The organism is Parageobacillus sp. KH3-4 (assembly GCF_022846435.1).
GTDB classification, from domain to species: domain Bacteria; phylum Bacillota; class Bacilli; order Bacillales; family Anoxybacillaceae; genus Parageobacillus; species Parageobacillus thermoglucosidasius_A.
Genome location: NZ_AP025627.1, coordinates 1,771,533 through 1,795,180, shown reverse-complemented (window position 1 = coordinate 1,795,180; position 23,648 = coordinate 1,771,533). Strand labels below are relative to the sequence as shown.

Sequence of the window (23,648 nt, the reverse complement as noted above, 5' to 3'; positions counted from 1 at the left end):
CATTAAACTCTCATCAAAAGAGATGTTTTCTGCGGGATAAGGAGCACAATTTAGCAATTAAGCATATGCATCTACTTCTGTTATAAATTTATAACTTGATAGGCGGTCATGATAGACTATCTTGCCTGTGAAACTATATATAATTTATTCCCCCTTTTACATAGAATCATGACCGCAGAGGCTCCATATCAAGTAATGTGGCGTATGAGTTAATATTCAATGAAACGGATACTCTCATTTGTCATTTGATACATTCATTTTTTAACTGCCAAAAACAATTATCTGTATAATTGCAAAGCTGCGGAATATTTTCTTGATTCGCTGTTCTTATCGCTACATCTCCCATCTCTTTTCCCCTCCATCGTATCTTTATTTAAAAGATTGATTTGGCATCTTGCGGCAAGTCTTTTACGTGTTTTAGAAACTCTAATGCTCTTTTGCATTCTTCTTCAGGAAAGCGAAAACCATGCACTTGCCCAACATGTTCAGCCGTTTTTTTGAATAAGTCATGAAATAAAAATAACGAATCCCAAATATTATCGTAATTCGCATTTGTATACGTCTTCTCAAAGTCATTCCAAATTTCAGGATCTAAGAACTTTTTTAAATGCCTTCCCCCTTTGCCAATTGAGTATTTATAATCTGTTTTAATTCCTATATGCCATTCAAGCATTTGAATTAATGGTTCGCGTAAAACAATATCTATTAAACGCATTAACAATGGTAATTCTTGTCTCCAAATTGTTTTTGGGATATGAGATCCTAATCCCCATATGAAACTATTACAACAATCGTTATATAATTTTTCCGTCGGTTTTTTAATAAGATAACTTTGTTCACTTGGAGGCGGGATATCTGGAATATTGTGGTCTTTGTCTAGTAAAACTTTGGTTAAACTATCCTTAATTAGTTCATCCACTTTACTTATGTGAATAAAATGCATATCTATCCGGTTTCCATCCATAAATTGCATCAAATATGTATAACGGTCATCGCCAATGGGAGGTGGAAAAATTTTATCTTCTGGTTTTTCCATGAACATTACTTCCCCAAAATGAGACAAAATATAGTTTTCATTTTTAAATGGCTCGACATCTGTAACTAAATACACAATATCATAATCTTGAAATATATCTTTTTTTATATTTGGATTTACACGTGAACCGTTCATTAGTAATCCACGTATACGATAATCTTGCTTAGCAAATGTAATGATTAAGTCTAACATTTCTTGTTCCGTTCTCATTTTCACATATATCATCCTTTTCTTTCCTATTAGCTAGTTCAGAGAATTTATACATTTTGATTCTTGTTCATGGCTTCTACAATAGGCCGTTCATCCAGCAGCTACAGCAATAAGTAATTACCAAACGAATTACTGCATCTGTATTGAATCTGAATCATCTAATTCACTGAATTTGACGTTTCTATTTTCTTAACATAACACTCTCTTCTTTTTACAAATCAAACTTCTCTTAGAGCTTCAATTTTTCCTTCTTAAACTAATAAGAAAAAGGAGCCGCAGAAAGAAAACAACTCCCATTGACCTTTGCGCTTATCAGCTCAAAAATAAATATGAACAAATATTGCTCAATAAATTTATTTGTTCTCTTTTTGGCACTAGCAGACTTCGCTTTCTCTTGTGCCCAAACCGTTTCTCCGCAAACCACTTTATACCCTTTATTTCCATATTTTTTACATGTTTGTTTAAACATATGATGTAATTCTGCCTTTACACCTGAAGAAAGTGCAGTTACGCCAATCGTTGCCCTTTTTTAAAAACAGATTGCATTCTCCTGTTTTTTCCTATTTGCATAAAGTATTTTTGTTTATCTGTCTCGTTATTCAACTCGTTTTTTAGCGGCTTAATGGAGCCAAAAAAAATCATCTGAAACTCTTTATGACCTTCACAACTTTACTCCTTTGGCCTAGAACTAACTATATATCATTATTGCCTTACTTTTCAAATTATTTTATCATATTAACCATCTAAATGAATATAAGGATTAACCTGATAATGAAAGGAGAAAAATATGTACTCATTTGTGCACCAGCCAACAGGTATATTTCCATCCGTTTGTCCTCTAGATTGCCCCGATCAATGTGGGTTACTGGTACATAAGCAAGATGGAAAAATTGTAAAAATACAAGGAGATCCGAATCATCCTGTGACAAAAGGAAGTATATGCAATAAAGTACGGAATATGACTGAACGAATTTACGATCCAAAGCGCTTAAAATATCCAATGAAACGGACGGGAGCTAAAGGTGAAGGGAAATTTGCGCGGATAAGCTGGGACGAAGCGATTGATACAATTACTGACAAATGGAAAGAGCTGATCGAAACAGAAGGACCTGAAAGCATTCTTCCGTATAGCTTTTATGGCAACATGGGAAGACTCAGCGCCGAAGGAATGGACCGGCGGTTTTTCCATCGGTTGGGCGCCTCCTTGCTTGACCGGACCATTTGTTCGTCAGCTGGGGCGGAAGGGCTTAAATATACAATGGGAGGCGGCTTTGGAACAGACCCGGAAGATACGATTCATGCAAAATTAATCATCTTCTGGGGAATCAATGCTGTTAGCACAAACATGCATCAAATTGTCCTTGCCCAAAAAGCCCGAAAAAATGGTACAAAGATCATTTGTATTGATGTTCATAAAAATCAAACCGGTCAATTCGCAGATTGGTTCATTCCAATATTGCCGGGTACCGATGCTGCTCTCGCTTTGGGCATGATGCATATTTTATTTACCGAAAACATGGTAGACAATGATTTTTTGGAGAAATATACAGTCGGACATGAAGAGCTGCGTGAGCACGTTGTCCAGTACGATCCTATCACTGTTTCCGGAATTACAGGTGTTCCAGTTGAAGACATTTATAAACTTGCCAGATTGTATGGGCAAACCACGCCTTCCTTTATTCGAATCGGCAACGGTCTTCAGCATCATGACAATGGGGGCATGTGTATCCGGACCATTGCTTGCCTTCCTGCCCTGACCGGGCAATGGCTTGTAAAAGGCGGCGGAGCCATCAAGTCAAATAGCGGTTATTTGGCCCTTAATACAATGAGCTTGCAACGCCCGGATTTGTTGCAAAATAAACATACACGAGTCATAAACATGAACCTGCTTGGCCAGGCATTATTGGAATTAGACCCACCGATAAAATCCTTATTCGTGTACGGCACAAATCCTGCAGTTGTTGCACCGGATAGCAATAAAGTAAGAAAAGGATTGGCAAGGGAAGATCTCTTTGTCGTCGTGCATGACTTATTTTTAACAGAAACAGCAAAATACGCAGATATCGTGCTTCCTGCAACATCTTCATTCGAAAATACGGATCTTTATACATCATACTGGCACCACTATGTTCAAATTCAGCAGCCAGTTATTGAACGATATGGAGAGTCCAAGTCAAATGTCGAAGTGTTCCAATTGCTTGCGAAAAAAATGGGCTTTGAGGATTCGTGTTTATATGAGACAGAAGAAGAAATGATTTCGCAAGCCCTGGATAACCCAAACAATCCTTGCCTGGAAGGAATCGATTATGAAACATTGGTGGAAAAGCAGTATATAAAAGCAAATGTAAAACCATTGCTGCCAGGAAAACTGCTAACTCCTAGCGGAAAAATTGAACTTTATTCAAAGAAAATGGAACAAGATGGCTACCCTCCTTTGCCAACCTATACGCCGCTTGTTAACGATGGAGACTTTCCGTTTTTGTTTGTGCCCGGTCCCAATCACCATTTCTTAAACACAACCTTTTCAAACAATGAAAAACATGTCTCTCTTGAAAAAGAGCCTTGCTTGCATATGAATGTTAAAGATGCTTTATCGAAAGGTATTAAGGATGGAGATAAAGTCCGAGTGTGGAACAATCGCGGAGAATGTATTTTGAAAGTTTCTGTTGGAGAAAATGTACTTCCAGGCGTCGTTGTCACGCAAGGGCTCTGGGCAGATTCCCCGGGCACGAAACATCTGGTAAACTCACTTACCCCAGACCGAGTAGCCGATATGGGCGGTGGAGCAACTTTCTTTTCTGGTCGCGTAGATGTGGAGAAACTTTAGGATGAATTTCTGTAGAAATGTTTATGGAAGCCTTATAGAACGAAAATGCGGACCGGGACGTCCATCCTTTTTCACCACCGAACAACAAAAACAAGCTCAAGCAATTCATTTTAACGAGTTCTCCTTCTGATTACGGGTTATGATGTGCCGCATCATGGACCACACCGATCATTCGTGAATATATCACGTCACGTGGAGATGAACTGCACAGGAATTTTGCGCATGCTTTGGCAGTTGCGTTTAAGCTATACTCGCCCCACTTATGTGCTGGCAAAAGCCGATCCAGAAAAACAACAGGCGTTTGAACAGGAAACCCGGATTAAAAAACTTTTGAATAACGATACCGTGCTCTTATATCAAGATGAGACTTATGTTCGTGCGTATCAGAGCCTTCACGACACATGGTAAAAAGCGGGCAAACAGAAACAAGTGCCGACGTATGGGCATCATGCCGGCATTACATTGTTCGGCACTCTGCACGTAATGACAGGAGAAGTGTGGCACCCAACCTCCTCTTGTAAACAGGAGGATTTTTTGTCGTTCCTTCAGTTGGTAGCAAACCATTACAAAGATCAGCTGATTGCCATGGTGGTGGACAATGCAAAAATTCATCGTTCTCCACTCATTCAGGATTTTATCGCCAAGAACGGATGGATCCTTTTGATTTATCTACCGCCCTATTCACCTGATTTAAATTCCATTGATCGATTATGGAGATGGCTAAAAGAGATGGTCATTGCCAATTGGTTTCATCCGACACGTTCTTCCATTGAAGAAGCGATGAACTCGTTTTTACATATATTTCTAATATTTTTAAAATTACGTCTCAACTCATTTCCATTCATTAATAATGTTTATTGATAACATGATGCTATGTACATTCAGCTTGCAACCATCGAAGAAAAATACTATCTAACAATAACAGCAGATTCCGCAGAAATAAAAAAATCGCTTCTTTATCTTCATTCAAGAGAAGCGATTTTTATATAAAATAAAAGCTCTATAATAATTGTTGGGGTCTAAGCACATGTGATTGACAGATAAGAACTAAGTTCTGCCTAGAGGCTTAATAGGAACCCAAAAAATTCGTCGGAAGCTCTTCCTCTATCACCTTCATCACCTTGTTATCCAAATAAACTTTATAAGCCTTTGCTTTTGGTCTAGAACTAACTATATTACTTATGTTTTGTTCAATATAATGGATGGCAACTCCGTCATCTGCTGCAATACCAGCTTGTATGGCTCGAGAATACATTAGTTTATGATATGAATGCCTTCTGTCTGACTCTCCATCATAATGCGGACAATGACTGCCTTTTAGAAAGCCTAAGCATTTCATTGGTTCTAATCCCTCTCCAAATGAATCTGTGACTCCTTCCTCGAACCAACATATAGAACCAGCACTAATGCCGGCTAAAACAATCCCTTCGTTCCAAGCTTTTCTCAAAATATGATCTACCCCCCACTCCTTCCATAAAACTAATAAGTTTCTTGTATTTCCTCCACCAACATATATAATATCTTTCTCCAGTATAAACCCCTCTAAATCTCTTGTCGGCGGTTTAAATAAAGACAGATGAGAGGGTTTGCAATTTTGTTTATGAAAGAAGTTATAATACCTTGATATATAATGCTCTGAATCCCCGCTGGCCGTGGGGATAAAGCAAATCTTCGGCATAGTTTTCTTTGCTTGTTTCAATATGTATAAATCTAATAACGAGTTATCCGGTTCCATTGAGAAACCTCCGCCGCCTAAAGCAATGATCTGTCGCATCTTATTTCCTTCCTTTCTAAAAAACTACTTCTATACCAATAATTTCTACAACTTTAAAAGCAAATCCCTTTTCAACTAGCCTTCCCCATTGGTATTTCACAATATGATATTGAGCCATTGTTGCATTCCTCCTTACGTTTGGTGCTTTTGGTCGATTGTTGATTCTACCAAAGGGGAAGCAACATGGCTCTTTTTCTATCGTAATTATATGGACTTGACTACGCTTCGCTCCATTTAGAAGTGGATGTCGTCTGAAACTTCTATTCAATCAAAAAAAGTACTGTAAACAAAACTTTTAATCTGTAATGTAACTGTAATATAGTAATATACTTGTAACCATTTTTTATCTTCTTGTTATAGATTATCTATATTTTTTTTAAATATAATGGTTTTGTCAATAGAAAGAATTATCCAAAATACACCTAGGGGGAGCACAGCATGAAAAAATCATTTATTCTGACAGGCACAATTATAAGTTCTTTATTAGCAGGCCAAACTGCTTTCGCTAGCAGTTATACCGTCCAAAAAGGCGATACACTTTGGGGAATATCGAAAAAATACAACACTACTGTAGAAACATTAAAACAAATGAATAATTTAACTTCTGATCTTATTTTTCCTGGACAAATATTAAAAGTTGACGAAAAAAAAGATGCATATATAGTGAATGCTGGTGATACATTAAGCAAAATTGCAAAACAATTTAATACGACTGTTGATGCATTATTAAAGATGAATCCTGAAATTTCCAATCCAAATTTCATCAAGGTCGGCCAAACCATTTATTTGCCTGGATCGGCCGCAGCTCCTGCTCAAAAACAAACGACAGCGGTATCTGCCACTCCTGCTGAAAACAGCACAAAAGCTGTGAATGCTTCTTTGGCTGATCGCGTCATTCAAATTGGAGAAAAATATTTAGGTGCTAAATATTTATATGGCGCTAGTCCATCTCGCACAGATGCATTTGATTGCTCATCCTTTACTATGCGGGTATTTAGTGAAGTTGGAATTTCTTTACCTCGCAGTTCAGCGGCACAATCACAAGTTGGCACACCGATCTCTTTCAATCAGCTTCAAAAAGGAGATCTAGTCTTCTTTGATACAGACTTCAATGGAACGATCAATCACGTTGGAATTTATGCGGGCAACGGCCAAATGCTAAATGTTTCAACTTCCAAAGGCGTTTCTTATGCATCGATTGGCTCTTCTTATTGGAAAGAACGCTTGGTGAAAGCAGTACGTGTAATCAATTAATCGATGAAAAAGCAATGGTGTAAACGGACATTGCTTTTTCATTACTCGCCTTTTAAGCCGTAAAAAAGTTTCGCATATTGAAAACTCCCCCGCTTACCGGCTAACGCCGATGAAAGCGGGGAATTCTTGTTTGTCTTAGTTACTCAGAGTCAAGATAAAAACGCCAAATACCATTGATGCTGTTATGTTTTTCTGGAAGTGAATAGATCGTTGATTTTTGATATGTTTATGCAATCGCCTGTTGTTGTGCTGTTTCTTCTGAAAAACAAGGTGTCGTCAATCCCCGGAGATTTGGGAGCGACGCCCCGTTTTGTCATAAGGTGACGGCTGCTTTATTTCAAAAGCATCGCTGCGGCAATTTTACTTTGCGATTTTCTGCTTATGATATAAACCCTTCAGCCATTTTACATATTCATCCTATTTTTTAATATATTTCCAGGACAACCGTACATTTTCCGCGTCGATAAAGCAGCTACTGGTTTATATAACACCAATAAATGTTCAGTTGGAACTACCATTGCTATCCCAATGCAATACTCCGCAATAGATGAGCGATTCTCTTTGCACCATTGCAAGTATGCTTGGGCGACTTCCTTTGACGGTTTTGCCTTCTTTTCCGACGATTGAATCATCAAAACTCCAAATGTAGCTTTCCGGGACAGCCATCTTTCCTAATAAGCCATATATTGATGAAGCGTTTCCATTGTATGCTCTTCTCCCATAGAAATAACAACAATCGGTCATCCTGTTTCATCAATATTTAATAGTCATTTTTCTTCTCCCCTTTTCTTTTATTTTCCTTCCAATACAGTTCGTGCAGCTGTGAGATTACCATTCATTTTCCATCCTTTCGCCAGCTGCTGTTCCCTCCAAAACGATGCATACAACCCGTTCTTTTCAAGAAGCTCATCATGAACGCCCGTCTCTACCAATCTCCCTTTATTCAGCACAAGAATCTGATCTGCATTTTTGATCGTTTGATCGTTTGCAATTTGTGGGCAATGACAATAACCGTTTTATCGGCACCAGCTCTTGGATAGCCTGCTGGATATAAAGCTCATTCTCCGGATCTAATGAAGCTGTGGCTTCATCGAGCAGCAGAATAGGGGCATCTTTCAAAAGAGCTCTGGCAAGGATATACATTGTCTTTGACCTACGGAGAGTTTGCTTCCTCTTTTGAATCATTAAGCGCGATGATTGGATCACAATTTGTAATCGTGCTTAGCCGATGGGCGATCACGATCACCGTTTTTCCCTTCATTAATTCGCTGAACGCCTGTTGAATTTTCGCATCATTGTCTGGGTCAGCGAAAGCCGAAGCGATCATGGCGGGCGGCGGCCAGCAGCTGTTCAAGTGATTGACAGCCGCCGTTTTTGCTTCATTCTCTTCCTTCCCCCGCCTTCTACGCTTCATTTTACTTGTAATTGAGAATAAATATCAGTCCCTGCTGAAACAAAAAACACCCTCAAAGCACTTTGAGGGTGTCATATTTACTAGCCGGTTCCGCCATTCCCGCGGCGTCAGTCCGTAACGTTTCTTAAATAAGCTCGAAAACTTGCCCGGATTTTGATATAGCCTAACACCTCAGCAATTCTGCTATGGTCATATCTGTCTCCTCAAGCCAGTATTTTCCCTTCTGTATCTTTTCTTCCAGCACAAAATCAGATATCGTCGTCTGAAATAATTGCTTAAAGCCTTTTCTCAATTATTTATATGCATGTCGATTTCGAACAAAAGAAAAAAGCTAATTGTGTTTGACTTAGAGATAATTATGTTAATTTCCGATGTACCTCTGCAAGATTTTCGTACATTTTTGTTGTTATATCTCTTAATACTGGAAAGTATTGTCGAATTTGACTATTACGTTGTATGTCGATTTCTCCTATTGTAATACATTCCCCTTCATAAGGCGCTTTACATAGAACTGGACTTCCTGGTACTTTTGTTTCTTTATCTCCTGCACCTATGATGCAGCCACCTCCCCAATATGTGGTTTCCCCTTCTACTCCTACTAAGTTTGTATAAACAAAATTAACAGAATTTTCCATAGCTCTAACTTTGACGATTGGTTCAAAAATGTCTTTTTCAAAGGATGGAGAACCTGAAATTCCAACGATAATATCAGCGCCCTTTAGCGTTAAAAGACGGCATAATTCAGGGAAGAAAATATCGTAACAAATTAAAACTCCGATTTTTCCAATAGAAGTATCGAAAACAGGCAAGTCCTCACCAGCCTTGAAATATCTTCTATCTGGAAATGCCCCAGGCCCAGTTTGATCAGTAGCATGTCCAGGAAGCGTATTTTTTCTCCATTTTCCTACAAATCCTTCAGGTCCAACTAAAACAGCCGAATTATAAAGGACACCATTTATCCCCTTTTCTGGCATACCCCAGATAATATAAATCTCATGTTTTGCCGCTAATTCCTCAAAAAATTTTACAGAATCTCCATCTGGAATAGATTCAGCAACGTCAAAAAAATGATCTCCGCAATTGTAGCCGGTTAGAGCAAGCTCAGGAAATACAACTAATTTTGTACCATTTTTAACCGCTTCCAACGTCTGTTGTTTCATTTTTTCAAGGTTTTTGTGTTTCTGCCCGGTTTTTGGGGTAATTTGACCGATTGCTACTTTTGTCATTGAGTACAACCTCCAACTCCTTAGAAATAGCAAACTCATTCAATACTGAAAAATTAATGAATATGTTTTATTAATCTTACTGAAGCAAAAAGCAATGGATCCGCAATTTTTTATTGAAGAATCTTCCCGGATCATTGAAATCGAATGATAACTTATAAAGTACTGTTGGTAACCCCTTCCTAATGCTCCGGAAAGCGGGATGGTCTTCACACCATATTTCTTCGCAATCTTTGCGGCGTATACAGGAACTTTACCGTAAATAGATCCATTTCTTTCACTCCTTTTTGTGGACCAAAAACATACGATGTACAAAGTACATTCTCAACATCGCTCGCAACGATTGATTCACATTCTTTAAGCAATGGATTTATTTCAGAAAAGTCCACACTTTCAATTTTGTGCAAGGCACCTCCAATACCAGGAACTCGATTCCCATTAGAATCAAGAAATTTTCCTCCCAACAATTCTCATGAATAACCCCCGCTTTTCCTATTTTTGGGTTATTTTACTTTTTTCTAATCTTTTTATAAATCGAGCAAAATCAGAGGATTTGCAAAGATCCGCAACTAGCTTCTTATCTTGTACTAATAACCACAATTGATTAAAAAGGTCGCTATATTTATCCTTGTCTTTTTCATTTAAAGCTAGTAGTAACACCAGTTGAACATGATGTTCCCCCCATTTTACGGGTTTTTTCATAATCCCAATCGCAACGCAAGAATTTAGTGCATTTGGTTTTACGGGGTGGGGGATAGCAACTAAATTTCCAATTGAAGTTGGTGAAATCTCTTCACGCTCTAATACTGAATCTAAAAATGAATCATCAACATATCCTTTTATATTCAATATATACGTCATAGATTTAATAATATCGATAGGATCCTTCTTATCGATTTCTGGAAAAAACAACTCTTCACTAAATAAGTTTTGCAGTTTCTTAAACGATTTTTCATCATTTAAATATTTTCTTGATATATACTCATTAACTTTCTCTACATCTTTATCTGTTAAAAGCGAATGGATATGCAAGATTGGGGTGGTTCTCTCCTCTTTTATTGGAACGGTGCTTAAAATTAAATCAACATCATCGTTTTCAATTTCCTTTATTGAAAATGATGGGTAGGTGCCCACAATTTCTAATCCAGGGAACTTACTTTCAATGCTTGCTGCCAATAATTTTGCAGTGCCCATACCTGATGCACAAACAACAGCGACTCGTTTTACTTTACGCCTTTTTACATTTTTTATTCGCTCAATCGCCGCTGCCAAATGAATTGCTATATATCCGATTTCATCCTCATTAATTGTAATTGCGTATTTTCGTTGAATAACTTCAGAGGCGACAATCGCTAACTCGAAAGAAAACGGAAAATTGTTCTTTATTTCATTAAGCATTGGATTTCGAAGATTCATTTTATATCTCATGCGATTCATGGCAGATCTTAAATGCAATCCCAATCCGTAAATCAATTCATTGTCATAATTTAAATTGATTTGATAGACTCTATTGATTTCAGATAGAATATCTTTCACCAATTGGAAATTTGTCTCTCCTATTAGCTTGATAAAATCATCCTGCAATAACTTTCTATCATGAAATTGTTTTGCCCCAAGCAAATGAATGGCAATATAGGCTATTTCCTGTTTTGGAATTTTGATAGAAAATGCCTCTTCTAATGATTGAACGATATTCTGTGCAATGCTGTATTCTTGTTGTTCTTTTATGCGGCTTAATTCAAATGAATCAAACTCAATATACTTCCCTTTTTTAATTCGTTGAATTGCAATGGCAATGTGTATAATCAAATTGTTGAAAGATAATTCAGCTAATTTGAAGGGCAGGTACTCAATTTGCTTTCTTGTAATCGATTTAATGAAATCAATGTCTATTCCATTTAAAATAGTTGGATTGTCAAACCCTATTTCTTGTTGAGATTGTGCATTTTTCATATTAGATAAACAATTTGATAGACAGAAACGAATTTTCATCTCATCTCCAATTACCTTTATTCCAAAATTAGGCTTTTTCACTAATGTAACCTCATACTTATTCAATAATTCTTCAACTTGCTTAAGATCGTTATCAACAGTCGACTTGCTAACGAATAATTGGTTGGCTAGTTGTTCAATCGTAATATAATCATCCGCCATTATGATGCTTTTTAAAATATAAATAACTCGTTCCTCTGGCGAAACAGGTACATGTGATCCTTGTTGTTCATTTAACTGAAATAATTCTTCAATTAATTCTTTGTCTTTATGATCAAGCTTGGGAGATATAAAGTAACCCACACCTCTTACGGCTTCAATTTTCATGCCGATTTTTTTAAACTCCAAATTGAGGGCTCTAATATCATTTCTAATTGTTCGGGGGGTAACTCCTACCATCTTTGATAAGTAATCACTTGTAACCGGTCCATCGTTTGATACTAATTCTTTAATGATTTCTTTTAGACGGTTATTTAACTGCATCACCTGATAATCCCCACCCTCAATTCGAGATTTGGTTCACATATGTGAACTAAATTTCAAGTTGAAAATTTCGTTACTAGCAATATTCTTTATTTCTATTTCATTATGATTAATATGAATCCGATCATCTTTCTGAGTAAGTAACATTTCATTCAAATCAGCTATTTCTACTTTTTGGAATATTTCAGAGTTGAAATAAATCTTTGCAAAGCGGATGTTTTGATTTGTAGTGTTATATATTCGTACAATAATTCCATTATCATTTTCGCATTTTTTTACAGCGCTAATTGCTATCCGATGGTCAAACAGTTTGATGAACGTATACTCATCATCGAATAGTCCATCTTCAGGCTTATTATAAACTGGAACAGCATACATTGGTGAAGTATACTCATTAGATTTTTGACTGATTTTGGAATCAATATCATTTCCGCTATGCGGAACAATAGAATATTCCATTTCATATTTTCCATACATAATACTATCAGGTGTTTCAACATGAAGACCTGAACGTCTTCCCGGACGATAAAGTAAATCTTGTTTGCCCATATAATCTGTTCCCGAAAGAAGAGTAAGTGCAATTACTGGTTTGTTTCCATTTAATATTTCATATTGTGGCAACCCTTTATTCAGAATGGAAACTCCTCTTTCAGAATCTGAAACATCTACAAATTTTTGTTGCGGATAGATTGGATAATATCTTTCTTCCCAATTTTCCTTTTCCCAATATTCTACTTGTTTCAAATAGTTGTCTCGACGAATTGTACCAAAATGTTGGTCAGCAATATGAGTGCTCGTTTTCAAGCCGGTTTCAAAAAGAGCACGGATTCTATGATTTTTTACTGTATTATCTATCACGGTTTTAATATCAACACGATCTTCATATCTATTGACAGTTACATAAGATTCAATTGTTGATGTTTTGTAATGTGTCGAACGTCTGTTTTCATCAGTATCTTCAGGAAATTTCATAGTATAGGTGATTTTCACAGTTGCAAAAATAGGTCCGTTATGAATGACCTTTATTTCCGGAGAAGAATCCTTTGTTGTAATGATTTCATCCTCTCTTGGTGGAGAAAAGTCATATTCATCTCCAGCATTTCCACTCTCTTCGAATATATTGAGATTCTTGAATGTTTTTCCTGTGATAGAATCTGAAATTGTTAAAGAACCATTTGATTCAATATTTACTTGAAAAAAATCGTTAGTGAAAACTCCGTCAGAATATACATAACAAGAATTTTCAGGAACGGATTCATTTTCCTTGATATAGAAGGTTTTATATCCAAAACCGTCTACTTCTGCTAAAAATTTGATTTTAACTGCCAGAACAAATTGATCTTCATTCTTTACACCTATTTCGATTTGTTTATCATTTAAGTTTTCTTCTGTAACATCGACAATTTGATAAGGGATTAGATTTCCTGAAGAATCCCTTATGGTAAATTGTTTTGTTTTTAAATGTAGCGTTGCTTCTACTACATTTTTTCTTTTATGGCCAAGTGTATTAAAGACGACAAGCGGAATCCCTTTTGAGTCTTCGAATTTAATTTTATCAATCAATTCATTTATTGTATCAGACAAGATGGTCTGTCCTATTTGTTTTGCAAATTTATACCTCATTTCCATTTCCTTATGGGTATCATCTGTACAAACATTACAAATTGAATCATGGGCATGGTTTTGTAATATATATTTCCAACCTTTATTGATTATGGCATTATCATATTGATTCCCCATAAGGTATGACATTGTATTCAAAGGTTCTACATATTTTTCATATAAATTCTGAACGTTAAAGTTTTCCTTTTTTAAGTCCAAACGAGTGGATGCTATACTAATATGCACCCGCATATTTTTTCCTTTTCTAAATTCACCTGAGATAGTTTTAAGGTTTTTAGCTTCCTGACTTACAGCATCAAAGTAATCTTTTAACTTACTTATCTTAACTTGAAACTTACTGTCAATCGAAGCATAATAACGATTGAGTTTTTCTACGATTTCTGGAAGCTCTTTTGTAGCATTTCTTTGATCAAAACCACACATTATTAAAATATTTGGAGAAGTAACCATATCTTTTAGTTTTTCATAGTTCTCATTAATTACACTCACACTTTGTTCTAGATTCGTTGATAGCATTCTGCCATTACCATAGCCAAGTGATAAATGAGTAGTTAAAACCTTTGAGCCATCCGGTCCTTCCCACCAAAATTCTGTGTTTTCAGTTTCCTCGTTTGTAATACCTCGCCAAAACACAGCATTTTTAATTCCAAAACCATTTAAAATTTGAGGTATTTGAGCAGCTTGTCCGAACGAATCAGGAAGATACCCGATCTGCATTGCAGGTCCAAACTCATTAGCAATTTGTTGACCAATTAATAAATTTCTTATCAACGATTCTCCGCTTGGTATAAATTCATCTGGTTGGACATACCATGGACCAATGATTAATCGTCCTTCTTGTACAAGCCGAGCGATTCGATTGCGATTTGCAGGTTTTATTTCTAAATAATCCTCTAATATAACTGTTTGACCATCTAACATGAACGAAGTATAGGAGGGATTTGCCTCTAGTAATTCGATTAATTCATCCATAAAGCGAACCAGTTTTACTCGATATTGCTGGTAAGTTTTGTGCCATTCCCGATCCCAGTGCGTATGAGAAATGACATGAAAACGCATATTAATTCCCCCGTTATAATAATCTTGTTTAATGTCCGTAATAATCATGAGGGAACTAGTCTCTTAGTCCCCCACGATCACAAAACTTTTAACTTACAGTTTCCTATGTGGTTGGCATTTCGTCTTCAATATTCTTTTTTAGTAGAACTGTCATTACTGCTGTTACAATGATTCCTACTACGAAAGCAATTAAGAACATAAAAGGTTTGATGAAGAATGGTATGACGAACACTCCGCCACTTGGAACCGGAGCTTCTGCACCTAACCAAAGCGCTAATGCACCACCTACAGCCGAACCAATCACTATGGAAGGAATAACACGCAACGGATCAGCAACGGCAAATGGAATTGCTCCTTCAGTAATCCCTGTTGCTCCCATAATCGTGCTTGTAAGCGCACTTTGTCTTTCAGCCAGCGTGAATTTTTTTGGTGCTAGTCTTGTTGCAAGTGCCAAACCAATAGGTGGTGTCATGATTCCAATCCAGCAAGCTGCCATTGGCGCATAAACACCTTCGTTCAACATTCCTACACAAAATGCAAACGCAACTTTGTTAACAGGCCCACCCATATCAAATGCCATCATAGCGCCAATAATAAATCCGAGAATTAATAAATTTCCTCCACTTAACGTTTTTAACCAAGCTTTTAAACCTTCTGAAAGCACTGCAATTGGTTGTCCAATAATGTACATTAATAATGCAATACTGCCTGCTCCCAATAATGGGATTATAATGATGGGTTTCAATTGAACCAAATATCTGTGCATAGGAAGTTTCTTGAGTGCGTTTACAATAATCCCCGCAAGAAATCCTGCAACAATGCCGCCAAGGAATCCTGCACCAATTTTATTGGCAATCAATCCACCTATCATACCTGGAGCAAGACCAGGACGATCAGCAATTGAGTAAGACATATATCCCGCCATAACTGGAACCATTAATGAGAATATGAGAACTCCAGTATCAACCGTTTTTTTAGCAAAACCAGTTTCTTGTTCTCCTCCACCGAGTAATAATCCAATGGTTAGTAACATTCCACCTGCTACAACGAATGGTAACATATATGAAACACCTGTCATTAAATGTGTTTTCGCATGTTCAAATGTTTCTTTCATATATATTCCTCCCTTATAAAATAATGATTTTCACGACCGTAGATTTTATGATATAAGGATAAGGGGAAAAACTTTATCATTCCATTTTAAAAAAATGGAGGGTATTCACCCTATGATCACACATATGGATCTTCACTTTTACTCATGGTGGTGTACCCTCCTTATATCACACGGAGTCATTCGTTCCTACTCCCCTTATGATTCTTTAGTCAATCACTTTTGAACTAATTCTAAAGCTTGGTTAATTAATCCTTGAGGATTTTTCACAGCTTCAGCTACAGGGACCTTGAGAGTTGGAACATCTTTAAAACGATCGGATTTGGCAATAGCTGTATCTACCGCCAAAATTAAGACATCAGCCTCGGCTACTTCTTTCTCTTTTATTTCATTTTCAATTCCCATAGCGCCTTGCTTTTCCACTTTAATTTGAATTCCCATTTTTTTAGCAGTAGCTTCTAATGCAGCAGCTGCCATGTTTGTATGTGCCACACCTGCTGGACAAGCTGTTATTGCTATAATTTTCATTAAAATCCTCCTCTTTTAGATAGTTTTATCAGTAACACATTCTTCTAACAATTTTAAAATTTCTTGTTTGTCTTTAGCATTCATCAACCTTGAACGGAAATCAGGATCTATTAATTTACTTGAAAGAGTTGATAGAATTTGTAGATGAGTTGTACCACCTTCAGAAGAAGGTATAGCAAGCATAATTACAAATGAAACTTCAAGGCCATCTAATGAATTCCAATCAATTCCTTTAATTGTTCTCCCTATTACAATGCTTGCTTTTTTGACTGTAGAGTTTTTGCAATGTGGAATTGCTATACCATTGCCAAAACCAGTTGTAAACTCCGCTTCTCTATCAAGTACCCCTTGGATAAACGCAGATTTAGATTCAATTCTTTCCTGTTTTTCAAGTAATGAAGCTAAATGTTCAATTACTTCTAATTGATTTGACGCTTCTAGGTCAAGAACAATAAGTTCTTCATTTATTAATGATGTAATTTCCAAAACTTCCCCCCCAATCTAGTAGTGTAATACCTATAAATAGTTCGAATTATTTTGTGTGTAAATGCTTATATATTTAAGCGAAGTAATAGTTTCGCTCTTCACTTGCTATTATAATGTCGCTCGTACAAGAACAAAAATTAATTATTTTCCTAAAGTTATAGGAAGAGTCTACTTGGGAAGGGATTTTTGATGGCGAAAAAAGGACAAACGTAAACGTTTAGCACTTATTTCGAAGAGCTGAAACGGGAAGTCGTTCGTTTGAATTGGAGAAGGAATGGTCTTATCGGCAGCTCCACGAACATTTTGGAATCAAGAGCGATGCCCAGATTGCGCAATGGGACAAGAAAGTTCAACGCGGCGAGTCATTGAAAGATCAACGGGGAGTGTGGAATCGCAAACATTTTTCCAGTTTGGAAGAGGAAAACGCGTATTGGAAAGCACAGGTGGAATACCTAAAAAAGCGCCATCCAAATCTACACGGGAAGGAGTGATCTTAAAAGCGGAAAGGTTTCTCATTATTGAGGAACTGCGGAAAAAGCATCCACTTGTATGGCTGCTCCAAATTGGCGAAGTTTCCAAAGCTGGATACTACAAATGGCGCAAAAACCGATCCAAAAGGGCGTTGCGTCTGGAAGAAGCTCTTCTGTTGAAAAAACATTTACTCGCTATTCATAAGATTCATCCATACTTCGGATATAAACGAATGACAAGGGCATTATCCAGAGAAGGATGGTATTATGTCAAGAAAATAGACACGTGAAATCGAGAAAAATTTAAAAATCCTACTACCGCACTTCGTTTGGTGGCCTCTTGAGAAGGAGAACGGTTTGGTAAACCCTTCCCCTTCTCAAGAGGAAAGATGCCCCTTATATCGTGACTTGTGGAGAGATGCATTGCGGCTTTTGTCCTTGCTGATGCATCTTCTCATACTCCATCGGCGACATGTACTCGTTTGCCGAATGAATTCGCTGGGCATTATAAAAGCATTCAATGTATTCGAAAATTCGCTGTTTGGCTTCTTCTCTTGTTGTAAAGGTTTCGTGGAAAATGAGTTCCTTTTTGAGGATGCTGTGAAACGATTCGGCACATGCATTGTCGTAACAATTCCTTTTCAGCTCATGCTCGTCTGGATTCCGTATTGCCTCAACACCGCTTGATATTCATTCGATGCATACTGGCTCCCTTGATCGGAATGGTGAATCAGACCGGGTTGAGGATTCGCTGATGGATGGCCCGGTTGAATGCTTTGATCACGAGCTCCTTTGTCATACGCTCGGAAAGATACCAGCCTACAATTTTATGAGAAAACAAATCCATGATCGAAGCTAAATACAGCCAGCCTTCTTTCGTTCAAATATATGTGATATCCGCCACCCAGACTTGGTTCGGCTCATTGACTTCAAACTGCTGATTTAATAAGTTGGGATATACAGGCCAATGATGCTTCGAGTTCGTGGTTGCCTTATATTTTTTCTTTGTTTTTGAACGAATATCGCTGTCTTTCATGATTCTGGCGGCCCGTTTTTTGAGATACCTCGATCCCTTGCTTCTGAAGGATTTTTGTGATTTTTGGACTGCCATATATGTTCGTGACTCGATATGGATCTTTTTGATTTGCTTTTTCAACGCTTCCTGTCTTTTCTTTTGTTGGCTTTCCGGCCGTTTGATCCAGGCATAGTATCCACTTCTTGAAACGCCCAAGGCTTCACACATCTTCGCCACACGAAACTTCTTTCTATGTGTATGAATGAATTCATAAATTACTTCTGCTGGTTTTTGGCGAAGATGCTCATGGCCTTTTTTAAGATCGCGTTTCCCTCCTCCAGATCCCGAATGCGTTTTTGAAGTTCACGCTTTTCACGATCTTCTGGCTTGAGGTTTCCGCTCCCGACAAAGCTATGTTCAGCATCTTTTTTGTAATCCGCCACCCATTTATGAAGGGTGTTGGGAGAAATATCCAGTTGCCTTGCGGTTTGAGCGACTGCTTTTCCTTCCTCGATCACCAATTTTACTGAGTATATTTTGAATTCTTTATCAAAACGTCTAGCCATTATAGACACTCCCTATGATTGATAGATTTACTATACATTTCTCTATTCGCTGTGTTTATAATCTAGACTAACATCATTGTATTTAGTGTGTCCAAAAACGATCGAACAGGCGTATCAGGCGATAGAAGAGTATATTTCTTTTTACAATCACAGTCGTTTCCAAGAAAAACTGAACGGCCTTTCCCCGGTGGAATATCGAGAAAAAGCCACAGCTTCATATACTCTTTTTTCAATGTCTACTTGACAGGGTTATGTGCAAATCGCATCTGTTAGCCACTATGCTGCATTTGCTTCCCTACAAATTAAAGCCGCTAGCCAATGAAATTCCTGCTGCTAGCGACTTTCAAAAGTTTATAAGGTGATTCGATAAAATGCTTTACGAATCCTTTGGTGTTCATGGGTCTTTCCCCGTTATTACTAGGTAAATTATTCCAACCCGAGTGAAATATACTTAATTTCGAGATAGTCTTCAATTCCATAGCGGCTACCTTCACGGCCAATCCCACTCTCTTTAAATCCACCGAATGGTGCTTGGGCGGCCGAAGGAGAACCATCATTTAAACCTATAATTCCATATTCTAATGCCTCTGTTATATAAACTGCCTCTTTCATATTCTCTGTAAATACGTAAGCAGCCAATCCATAAGGGCTATTGTTAGCACGTTCAATAGCTTCTTCTACTGTTTTAAATGTGGTGATAGGGGCAAGCGGCCCAAATGTTTCCTCGTGCATGCAATGCATATCGTCAGTAGCATTCATAATCACCGTTGGTTCCATAAAAAAGCCTTCTTCTTCTTTTATGGAGTTGCCTCCTACAAGGATTTTAGCTCCTTTTTGCTTTGCGTCTTCAATTTGTGCCTGTACTTTGCGAACCGCTGCCTCGTTAATGAGTGGACCTATATCGACCCCTTCTTCAAATCCATTGCCCACTTTCAATTTTGCCACTTTTTCTGCCAGTTTTTTAGAAAATTCTTCAGCAATCTCTTCTTCTACAAAAATACGGTTTGCACATATACATGTTTGGCCGGCATTTCTAAATTTAGAAGCTATTACGCCCTCTACAGCTTTCTCTATATCTGCATTAGCTGTTACAATGAACGGAGCATGCCCTCCTAATTCGAGAGATAATTTTTTCACAGTGTCAGCAGCCCCGCGCATTAAAATTTTCCCTACGCGCGTAGAACCGGTAAAAGTGAGCTTGCGTACACGTTCATCCTTTTGCCATACATCTACAATCGGTTCAGCATCGCCTGTTACAATATTAATGACCCCTTTTGGAATCCCGGCTTGTTCAGCGAGTTCCGCCAGTTTCAAAGCCGTGAAAGGTGTCTGTTCAGATGGCTTCAAAACAGTTGTACAACCAGCCGCAAGAGCTGGGGCAATTTTTCGTGTAATCATAGCTGCTGGAAAATTCCATGGAGTGATGGCTGCAATAACACCTACAGGCTGTTTTTTTACTATAATACGTTTGCTAGGAGAAGATGCTGGAATAGTTTCTCCATAAATTCGTTTTGCTTCTTCAGCAAACCAAGAGATATAGCTATTGGCATAGGAAATTTCTGCTTTTGCTTCGGAAAGAGGTTTTCCTTGTTCAGTGGTGATGATTGCCGCCAGTTCATCCGTATGTTCTTCAATTAAGTAATACCATTTTAATAGAAGTTTGCTACGCTCTTCGGCAGTCTTTTTAGACCACTCTTTGAAAGCAGAGTATGCTGCATCTACTGCCATTTTCGCTTCTTTCTTACCGCCGTTTGGAATAGTTCCGATGATCTCCTTTGTAGCTGGATTGATGACATCAATAGTCTCTTTTGCATCAATCCATTGTCCATTTACATACATTCTGTTTGGATACATAGGATTGTCCTCCTTAGATACACTGCTGTTATTTGAACTCATCCACAGACTACCATGATTTTTGCATTAGGAGTACTTCCTTTATATACTAGGGATATAACAAAAAGTTATGGGGGATAAAAATGAGAACAGAGTGGCTAGAGGCTTTCTTGGTAACAGCGAAGACAAAAAGCTTAACAAAAGCCAGCGAGCAACTTCATATGACACAGCCAGCATTAAGCAAACAAATTAGAAAATTAGAAGAAGAGCTGGGAGCAACTTTATTTACACGTTCTGCAAAAGGAGTAGAATTAACAGAAGCTGGGGATATTTTATTTAGAGAAATTGAACCTGTTTTACATAAAATTCGTTCTATACAGAGAAAGATCCTATCTACACAAGAAACATCCGAAATTAAAATTGGAACATGGCCAAGTATCGCCAGCTTTTATCTTCCATATAAATTAGCTACTGCGAAGGAGCACAACCGGGAAGTGAGTATTAAAATTTCTTACAGCTTTTATGATATTTTAAATAACCTACATACTGGAGACATCGATGCTGCACTATTAGATGATCGAGAAATTCAACATTCATACTGGTCTAAGCCTCTTTTTAAAGAACCTTTTTATTTGTTTGTCAACCATCTCCATCCACTGGCTAGGCATGAAGATATAATTTATTTTCAGGATTTCAAAGATGAACCCCTTGTTGTTCTCCCTTCTTCATGCGATGTTCGCATGCTAATAGAAGAAGCATATAGACTTCATCATTCGCAACCGAATATTTCTTTTGAAATTGACTTTGGCCAAAGTATTATAGGGTTTATTTCAGCAAATTTAGGCATATCTATTCTTCCGGAACTTTTCACCTATAATATAGACCGATCCATTATTAAGGTTCTTCCGATTGCCGATTTCAACGTAAAAAGACAGATCTCACTGATTGCACGAAATCCAGATATAGGAAAATTGCTATTTACCTTATTTTTCAATTAATAATCTCCTTTTTATGAAAGTATAGCCAAGATTATTGGGAGTTATAGGGATTACTCTACTTTCTATCCCCCAACTTGCAGAACGACGGGACGAGAAGTATGTAAATTCCTAGTTAAGGTAAGTTGGGGAATTAAGATTTCTAAAGCAGAATTTCCTAACTTTCAGCTTGCGGCAGAATGTCCTCGATTGCTCCCGTTTTTTTATTCTTTCAACAATGACCCTTGTCTTAAATCTACATGCTGCACGCAAATCACCGGAATCAATGTCCGCTTCACGACAAACAATCTTTTTTGAATCTCGATCCCTGCTCGAGCACTTCATAGCGCCATCTCCGATAACGCAATGCGGAAATAAAAATATCCTTCTCCGATCAATAAAATAATCCATTTCGATCCCATCAAAAACGATCAGAAAGGCATTGACAGCGGCAAAGACAAATAAAAGAAACGTCCCATCCGATCACTCCGTATATCCGCCATACCGACAGCGCTCGTTCAGGGATTCTTTTTCGTAGTCCCCCATTCGCGATTTTGCCTCCCATAAACCAAAACAACTCTTGTGTCCTTGATCAAATGTCCTCTTTTTCATCTCTTTGAACACCTTGAACCTATTGTAATTAAGTTTATTATAATCTCCCTGCCCCCTTAATCCAATTTTTAGACTAATATCAAGTATTTGGAATAATTTTTAGGATTGAACCTAACGGCAAAAGCCCACTACTTGCCGAGCTTTTGTCATTGCCAATCCAATTTTATTGTGTTACTACCCTTTTTATTAAGCAAATTCAAAGGAGACATACATCATAAGCAATTTCCATGGTTTTACATGATAGCATAAACATCAACTCCAGTCACAAGCTAATCTAAAAGTAAAGGGTCAGTATCATTAAAATACTGGCCCCTAAATCAATTGAAAGCCGCATAAAGAAAAAGCGGGGTATCAAAATGACCGATTTTAAAACAGAACAGAGTATATAACAGATGCCTAAAAGTGAAAAATTTTTATCTAAAAGGAACAGTCGCAGTTCGACCAATATCACGGATGATATCGGTAACGTCCGTTCCTAAATCACGTACAGGATGACCCGGCGTAACCCGATTTGTGTCATAATTGTTCATATTTGCATAAACGGATTGGATTCTTTTATGAATATCGCCATCCGCCGTCACATGAACGTTACAACCAGGTTCCCTGCTTTTGACAATACGTTGAACTTTTTGTTCCAGTGCCCTTACATCTTTATTATTATTTGTTCCGTCAATCCCAACCACAATATCATTACCGTAGACAATAGCCGTAGCTCGACTAACACCAGGAACATCCTCAGCTACATCTGCCACTCGTTCTGCAACTCTTTGGTTAAATCCAACCCCATTATAAGGTGTTGATACATTGTTATAATCGGTTGTATAACGTCTAACCCCATCGTAATTGTTTACGTTATTCCTGTCATAGCTGGTGGGTCTTGTGCCATCGTACATATTGTTACGGGCTCCATTATTATTATAAGCACAAGCGGTTAAACCGCCAAAGATTACCGTCGGGATCAGCAGCATTTTAGATGCATTTTTTAACAAATGTTTTTTCATTGAAACACCTCCTGATGCTATTTTGTTTCTTTGACAATGAAGTTAATCAAGGAAGTTTATGGCTCACCAAGTCTTAAATGGATACTGGCCGGCTTGATGCGAGTTCAAGCATACATAACATCTTATATTTTGGGGAAATATTACTATGTCTGATAAA

The 23,648-nt window shown here is 37.6% G+C and carries 16 protein-coding genes and 6 pseudogenes; 7 read left to right on the top strand and 15 right to left on the bottom strand.

The features are described from left to right. Window positions 1-373: 373 nt before the first annotated feature. Window positions 374-1,246, bottom strand: coding sequence for an aminoglycoside 6-adenylyltransferase (locus MWM02_RS09320; RefSeq protein WP_244403611.1), 873 nt, complete (start codon window positions 1,244-1,246; stop codon window positions 374-376). Between the two features lie 349 nt (window positions 1,247-1,595). After that, window positions 1,596-1,763, bottom strand: a pseudogene (locus MWM02_RS09315) (LD-carboxypeptidase); the annotation flags it as partial. A 270-nt stretch (window positions 1,764-2,033) separates the two neighbouring features. Here MWM02_RS09315 and MWM02_RS09310 point away from each other — a divergent pair. From MWM02_RS09310 to MWM02_RS09300, 3 genes and pseudogenes are all read left to right on the top strand, one after another. Continuing rightward, window positions 2,034-4,073, top strand: coding sequence for a molybdopterin-containing oxidoreductase family protein (locus MWM02_RS09310; protein ID WP_244403528.1), 2,040 nt, complete (start codon window positions 2,034-2,036; stop codon window positions 4,071-4,073). 222 nt (window positions 4,074-4,295) lie between these two features. Further along, entirely contained in the window at window positions 4,296-4,481 is a 186-nt protein-coding gene (locus tag MWM02_RS09305) for a winged helix-turn-helix domain-containing protein (RefSeq protein WP_244403527.1), read from the top strand. Window positions 4,482-4,493: 12 nt separating this feature from the next. Next, window positions 4,494-4,934: pseudogene (locus MWM02_RS09300) on the top strand (transposase); the annotation flags it as partial. Window positions 4,935-5,139: 205 nt separating this feature from the next. On the opposite strand, the gene MWM02_RS09295 reads toward MWM02_RS09300, so the two are convergent. Beyond that, window positions 5,140-5,847, bottom strand: a complete 708-nt coding sequence (locus MWM02_RS09295; protein WP_244403525.1) for a Type 1 glutamine amidotransferase-like domain-containing protein — start codon at window positions 5,845-5,847, stop codon at window positions 5,140-5,142. Window positions 5,848-6,285: 438 nt separating this feature from the next. Between MWM02_RS09295 and MWM02_RS09290 the strand changes: the two genes are divergently transcribed. Continuing rightward, complete coding sequence (locus tag MWM02_RS09290; protein WP_064551919.1) at window positions 6,286-7,101, top strand: C40 family peptidase; 816 nt, start codon at window positions 6,286-6,288, stop codon at window positions 7,099-7,101. A 791-nt stretch (window positions 7,102-7,892) separates the two neighbouring features. On the opposite strand, the pseudogene MWM02_RS09285 reads toward MWM02_RS09290, so the two are convergent. From MWM02_RS09285 to MWM02_RS09250, 9 genes and pseudogenes are all read right to left on the bottom strand, one after another. Further along, a pseudogene (locus MWM02_RS09285) lies at window positions 7,893-8,279 on the bottom strand (ATP-binding cassette domain-containing protein); the annotation flags it as partial. Continuing rightward, window positions 8,255-8,515, bottom strand: coding sequence for a hypothetical protein (locus tag MWM02_RS09280; protein WP_064551917.1), 261 nt, complete (start codon window positions 8,513-8,515; stop codon window positions 8,255-8,257). The pseudogene MWM02_RS09285 and the gene MWM02_RS09280, both read right to left, overlap by 25 nt. A gap of 356 nt (window positions 8,516-8,871) precedes the next feature. Continuing rightward, window positions 8,872-9,741 carry a carbon-nitrogen hydrolase family protein gene (locus MWM02_RS09275; RefSeq protein WP_064551916.1) on the bottom strand — a complete coding sequence of 290 codons (870 nt, stop codon included), beginning with the start codon at window positions 9,739-9,741 and terminating at the stop codon, window positions 8,872-8,874. A 206-nt stretch (window positions 9,742-9,947) separates the two neighbouring features. Next, window positions 9,948-10,202: a glycerate kinase gene (locus tag MWM02_RS19610; protein WP_481861756.1), complete on the bottom strand. Its 255-nt coding sequence runs from the start codon at window positions 10,200-10,202 to the stop codon at window positions 9,948-9,950. A 28-nt stretch (window positions 10,203-10,230) separates the two neighbouring features. Next, a complete protein-coding gene (locus tag MWM02_RS09270) occupies window positions 10,231-12,213 on the bottom strand; it encodes a BglG family transcription antiterminator (RefSeq protein ID WP_244403610.1) in 1,983 nt (660 codons plus the stop codon). Between the two features lie 36 nt (window positions 12,214-12,249). Then, window positions 12,250-14,943: a glycoside hydrolase family 38 N-terminal domain-containing protein gene (locus tag MWM02_RS09265; protein WP_244403524.1), complete on the bottom strand. Its 2,694-nt coding sequence runs from the start codon at window positions 14,941-14,943 to the stop codon at window positions 12,250-12,252. Window positions 14,944-14,998: 55 nt separating this feature from the next. After that, the gene (locus MWM02_RS09260; RefSeq protein WP_064551912.1) at window positions 14,999-16,009 is read right to left on the bottom strand and encodes a PTS fructose transporter subunit IIC; all 1,011 of its coding nucleotides are present in this window, start codon (window positions 16,007-16,009) and stop codon (window positions 14,999-15,001) included. Between the two features lie 213 nt (window positions 16,010-16,222). Then, window positions 16,223-16,534: a PTS fructose transporter subunit IIB gene (locus tag MWM02_RS09255; RefSeq protein ID WP_064551911.1), complete on the bottom strand. Its 312-nt coding sequence runs from the start codon at window positions 16,532-16,534 to the stop codon at window positions 16,223-16,225. A gap of 15 nt (window positions 16,535-16,549) precedes the next feature. Then, entirely contained in the window at window positions 16,550-17,020 is a 471-nt protein-coding gene (locus MWM02_RS09250) for a PTS sugar transporter subunit IIA (RefSeq protein ID WP_064551910.1), read from the bottom strand. Between the two features lie 237 nt (window positions 17,021-17,257). Between MWM02_RS09250 and MWM02_RS09245 the strand changes: the two are divergent. Beyond that, a pseudogene (locus MWM02_RS09245) lies at window positions 17,258-17,750 on the top strand (transposase family protein); the annotation flags it as partial. Between the two features lie 136 nt (window positions 17,751-17,886). Here the strand turns inward: MWM02_RS09245 and MWM02_RS09240 are convergent. Next, window positions 17,887-19,071 (bottom strand): annotated as a pseudogene (locus MWM02_RS09240) (IS3 family transposase). A 76-nt stretch (window positions 19,072-19,147) separates the two neighbouring features. On the opposite strand from MWM02_RS09240, the pseudogene MWM02_RS09235 reads away from it, so the two are divergent. Further along, window positions 19,148-19,315, top strand: a pseudogene (locus MWM02_RS09235) (IS3 family transposase); the annotation flags it as partial. Between the two features lie 182 nt (window positions 19,316-19,497). On the opposite strand, the gene MWM02_RS09230 reads toward MWM02_RS09235, so the two are convergent. Next, a complete protein-coding gene (locus MWM02_RS09230; RefSeq protein ID WP_244403523.1) occupies window positions 19,498-20,925 on the bottom strand; it encodes an NAD-dependent succinate-semialdehyde dehydrogenase in 1,428 nt (475 codons plus the stop codon). A 122-nt stretch (window positions 20,926-21,047) separates the two neighbouring features. On the opposite strand from MWM02_RS09230, the gene MWM02_RS09225 reads away from it, so the two are divergent. Continuing rightward, complete coding sequence (locus MWM02_RS09225) at window positions 21,048-21,902, top strand: LysR family transcriptional regulator (RefSeq protein WP_064551907.1); 855 nt, start codon at window positions 21,048-21,050, stop codon at window positions 21,900-21,902. A 1,001-nt stretch (window positions 21,903-22,903) separates the two neighbouring features. Here the strand turns inward: MWM02_RS09225 and MWM02_RS09220 are convergent. Beyond that, the gene (locus tag MWM02_RS09220; protein WP_064551906.1) at window positions 22,904-23,491 is read right to left on the bottom strand and encodes a YhcN/YlaJ family sporulation lipoprotein; all 588 of its coding nucleotides are present in this window, start codon (window positions 23,489-23,491) and stop codon (window positions 22,904-22,906) included. Between the last annotated feature and the right edge of the window lie 157 nt (window positions 23,492-23,648).

Bases quoted from the DNA above. Each gene is read 5' to 3' on its own strand.
- MWM02_RS09295 (WP_244403525.1), bottom strand. From the start codon at position 5,847: ATGCGACAGATCATTGCTTTAGGCGGCGGAGGTTTCTCAATGGAACCG.
- MWM02_RS09320 (WP_244403611.1), bottom strand. From the start codon at position 1,246: ATGAGAACGGAACAAGAAATGTTAGACTTAATCATTACATTTGCTAAG.
- MWM02_RS09255 (WP_064551911.1), bottom strand. From the start codon at position 16,534: ATGAAAATTATAGCAATAACAGCTTGTCCAGCAGGTGTGGCACATACA.
- MWM02_RS09280 (WP_064551917.1), bottom strand. From the start codon at position 8,515: ATGAAGCGTAGAAGGCGGGGGAAGGAAGAGAATGAAGCAAAAACGGCG.
- MWM02_RS09290 (WP_064551919.1), top strand. From the start codon at position 6,286: ATGAAAAAATCATTTATTCTGACAGGCACAATTATAAGTTCTTTATTA.
- MWM02_RS09265 (WP_244403524.1), bottom strand. From the start codon at position 14,943: ATGATTATTACGGACATTAAACAAGATTATTATAACGGGGGAATTAAT.
- MWM02_RS09305 (WP_244403527.1), top strand. From the start codon at position 4,296: ATGCTTTGGCAGTTGCGTTTAAGCTATACTCGCCCCACTTATGTGCTG.
- MWM02_RS09225 (WP_064551907.1), top strand. From the start codon at position 21,048: ATGAGAACAGAGTGGCTAGAGGCTTTCTTGGTAACAGCGAAGACAAAA.
- MWM02_RS09310 (WP_244403528.1), top strand. From the start codon at position 2,034: ATGTACTCATTTGTGCACCAGCCAACAGGTATATTTCCATCCGTTTGT.
- MWM02_RS09275 (WP_064551916.1), bottom strand. From the start codon at position 9,741: ATGACAAAAGTAGCAATCGGTCAAATTACCCCAAAAACCGGGCAGAAA.
- MWM02_RS09230 (WP_244403523.1), bottom strand. From the start codon at position 20,925: ATGTATCCAAACAGAATGTATGTAAATGGACAATGGATTGATGCAAAA.
- MWM02_RS09220 (WP_064551906.1), bottom strand. From the start codon at position 23,491: ATGAAAAAACATTTGTTAAAAAATGCATCTAAAATGCTGCTGATCCCG.
- MWM02_RS09270 (WP_244403610.1), bottom strand. From the start codon at position 12,213: ATGCAGTTAAATAACCGTCTAAAAGAAATCATTAAAGAATTAGTATCA.
- MWM02_RS09260 (WP_064551912.1), bottom strand. From the start codon at position 16,009: ATGAAAGAAACATTTGAACATGCGAAAACACATTTAATGACAGGTGTT.